This is a genomic window from Moraxella caprae DSM 19149, assembly GCF_000426885.1.
GTDB lineage: Bacteria > Pseudomonadota > Gammaproteobacteria > Pseudomonadales > Moraxellaceae > Moraxella > Moraxella caprae.
Map to the genome: position 1 here is coordinate 1 of NZ_AUGF01000085.1, position 3,137 is coordinate 3,137.

Annotated in this window: 4 protein-coding genes; 3 read left to right on the forward strand and 1 reads right to left on the reverse strand. The window is 43.8% G+C overall.

The features are described from left to right. The first annotated feature begins 227 nt into the window (after positions 1 to 227). Both K941_RS0112220 and K941_RS0112225 read left to right on the forward strand, forming a co-directional pair. Positions 228 to 677, forward strand: a complete 450-nt coding sequence (locus K941_RS0112220; RefSeq protein ID WP_029103817.1) for an NfeD family protein — start codon at positions 228 to 230, stop codon at positions 675 to 677. A 121-nt stretch (positions 678 to 798) separates the two neighbouring features. Next, positions 799 to 1,647: an SPFH domain-containing protein gene (locus K941_RS0112225; protein WP_029103818.1), complete on the forward strand. Its 849-nt coding sequence runs from the start codon at positions 799 to 801 to the stop codon at positions 1,645 to 1,647. A gap of 186 nt (positions 1,648 to 1,833) precedes the next feature. Here the strand turns inward: K941_RS0112225 and iscX are convergent, their stop codons facing one another. Then, a complete protein-coding gene (iscX, locus tag K941_RS0112230; protein WP_029103819.1) occupies positions 1,834 to 2,034 on the reverse strand; it encodes a Fe-S cluster assembly protein IscX in 201 nt (66 codons plus the stop codon). Between the two features lie 95 nt (positions 2,035 to 2,129). Here iscX and K941_RS0112235 point away from each other — a divergent pair, with 95 nt between their 5' ends. Further along, the gene (locus K941_RS0112235; RefSeq protein ID WP_228130419.1) at positions 2,130 to 2,885 is read left to right on the forward strand and encodes an epoxyqueuosine reductase QueH; all 756 of its coding nucleotides are present in this window, start codon (positions 2,130 to 2,132) and stop codon (positions 2,883 to 2,885) included. Positions 2,886 to 3,137: the final 252 nt, after the last annotated feature.

Here is a 3,137-nt window from a genome sequence, read left to right on the forward strand (position 1 = left end):
TCCATTTTCCATTTTCCATTTTCCATTTTCCATTTTCCATTTTCCATTTTCCATTTTCCATTTTCCATTTTCCATTTTCCATTTTCCATTTTCCAAAAGATTGTCAGCCGATTTTATATTTTGTCAAGTATTTTTATGATTATCAATGGGTTAGGGTTTGGGATTAACTCATTGACTATTTTTGATAAATGATTTATATTAACCAAAAATCCACATAAGGACACCTGATGAACGTACAGCCTTGGCATTGGTTGGTTTTTGGTCTGATTTTGATGATATTAGAGATGTTTGTGCCGACCTTTTTTCTGCTATGGTTCGGGGCGTCTGCTGTTGTTACGGCAGTGCTTGCGTGGGCGTTTGGCTTGGGCTTTGGGGCGGGGGTCATCTTGTGGCTTGTGCTGTCGGTCATCTCGTGCGTGGCATGGTTTAAACTTATCCAGCCCAACATCAAAACTCGCACGACCGCAGGGCTTGGGGGCAGTGTCATCATCGGCGAGATAGGCATGCTGACCCACGATCCAAGTGCCGACAAGCTCGGCAAAGTGCGGTTTAGCGTGCCAAAAGTCGGCTCTGATGAATGGCTGTGCCGTGGGGCAGATGGCGAAGTGTTGCAGGCAGGCGATAGGGTCGTGGTGGTGCAGATACTGGGTAATGAGTTGGTGGTTCGGCGTAAATAATGCCATTGGATTGCTATTTATTGCCAATTCATCATATTAGATAGATTGGTAGAGGGTAATCACTTTTGCCCTGTATTTCAAATTTAGATAATTTTAGATAACTGTTAGATGGGGGCTTATTATGGAAGTTTTATTTGTCTTGGTGGCGTTTGTCGTCTTTACCGTTTTTAAGGGTGTCAGACTCGTACCACAAGGCTATAAATGGGTGGTTCAGCGACTGGGAAAATATCACCAGACCTTAGAACCGGGCTTGAATTTTATCATTCCCTTTATCGATACGGTCGCCTATAAAATCACGACCAAAGACATCGTGCTTGACATTCCCAGTCAAGAAGTCATCACCCGAGACAACGTGGTCATCATCGCCAATGCGGTGGCGTACATTAACATCATTCAGCCAGAATATGCGGTGTACGGTATTGAAGACTATGAATACGGCATTCGCAATCTGGTGCAAACGTCTTTGCGTTCTATCGTGGGCGAGATGGATTTGGACAGTGCGTTATCAAGCCGAGACCAAATCAAAACCCAGCTCAAACACGCCATTTCAGACGACATCGCCGACTGGGGCATTACCCTAAAAACGGTGGAAATCCAAGACATCAAACCGTCCCACACCATGCAACTGGCGATGGAAGAGCAAGCGGCCGCCGAACGCCAACGCCGAGCCATGGTAACACGAGCGGACGGGCAAAAACAGGCGGCCATTTTGGAGGCGGACGGACGATTGGAAGCGTCTCGCCGTGATGCCGAAGCTCAAGTAGTGCTTGCCAAAGGTTCCGAAGAATCCATTCGTCTTATCTCATCGGCGATGGACGGCAAAGAAATGCCTGTTGTGTACTTGCTTGGCGAGCAGTACATCAAAGCGATGAACGACATGGCACAGTCCGACAATGCCAAAACCGTTATCTTGCCTGCCGATATTCTAAACACGGTCAAAGGATTGGTGGGCGATAAGTTAAAGGGTTGATTTTATAACCATTTAACTTCAAAACGCACCAATTTAAAAGGTGCGTGGTATGCACCTTACCATACTACCAAAATAAAAAGCGGTGATAATGATCGCTTTTTTACAGATAAAGTTTTGAAAGGTGGATAAAAACCAGATAAAAGGCGTATGATACACCCATAAATTATCTTTAAATTATCTAAATTATCAATCAAGCTCATCAAGCCACGCCATTTGAATGGCTTCTAATATCGCTTCGTTGGATTTGTCAGGTTCGCCCACAAAGTCGTCAAGCTCGCACACATAGCGGTGCAAGTCGGTAAAGCGAATATATTGTACGTCTACATCGGGGTGCTTTTCGGCAAGGGCAATGGCGATGTCTAAGCTGTCGTGCCAGTTGAGTTTCATAAAAAACCTTTTTAAATACAAATTCACGCAAATTTTAGCAAAAAATTTAAATCAATGCTATAATAATCGCCATTTTTATTTATCATTGTTAAATTATGAGCGTACAGACCCACACCCCCAATCCCAACCAAAATCAAAGCCAAAATCAACGCAAAGGCAAACCACAAATCGCCAAAGCCGACCCCACCAATCCGCACCTAACGCCGATTGACCGTGAGATTTTGACCCCGCCAAACGGACACAAAAAAGTGCTACTACACTCATGCTGCGCCCCTTGCTCAGGCGAGGTCATGGAGGCGATGCTTGCCAGTGGCATTGAATTTACCATTTATTTTTATAATCCCAACATTCACCCCAAAAAAGAATACGAGATTCGCAAAAACGAGAACATCGCTTTTGCCCAAAAGCACGGCATACCGTTCATTGATGCTGATTATGACATGGATAATTGGTTCGCTCGTGCCAAAGGCATGGAGCAAGACCCCGAGCGAGGTCGCCGTTGCACCATGTGTTTTGACATGCGATTTGAACGCACCGCCCTATACGCCCATGAGCATGGCTTTCCTGTGATGACAAGCTCGCTTGGCATTAGTCGCTGGAAAAACATGGCTCAAATCAACGACTGCGGACATCGTGCCGTTGCCCCTTATGATGGCTTGGATTATTGGGATTTTAACTGGCGTAAAGGCGGTGGCAGTAGCCGTATGATTGAGATTAGCAAGCGTGAGCATTTTTATCAACAAGAATACTGTGGCTGTGCTTATTCGCTCCGTGATACCAATAATTTTCGCCGTAGCCAAGGGCGTGAACCCATTAAAATCGGTGTGAAATATTATGGCGATGATGAGTAAATAGGCCATTAAGACCAAAAGACCGTTTGATGACGGTCTTTTTGTGTCTTTTTGTTTACATCACTTACATAAATTTCTTATTTATAAAACTTATTAATAATTCAACTACATAAAATTATTTTAACTGATGAATGTCGTGTTATGATGAATTAAATTTGGCAGTGGTTCAAAAAGTATGCTGTAACAAAAACTAAAAAGACAACTTAACCAAACAGTGGTAATTTACGGTTATGAAGACGACAATTACCATTA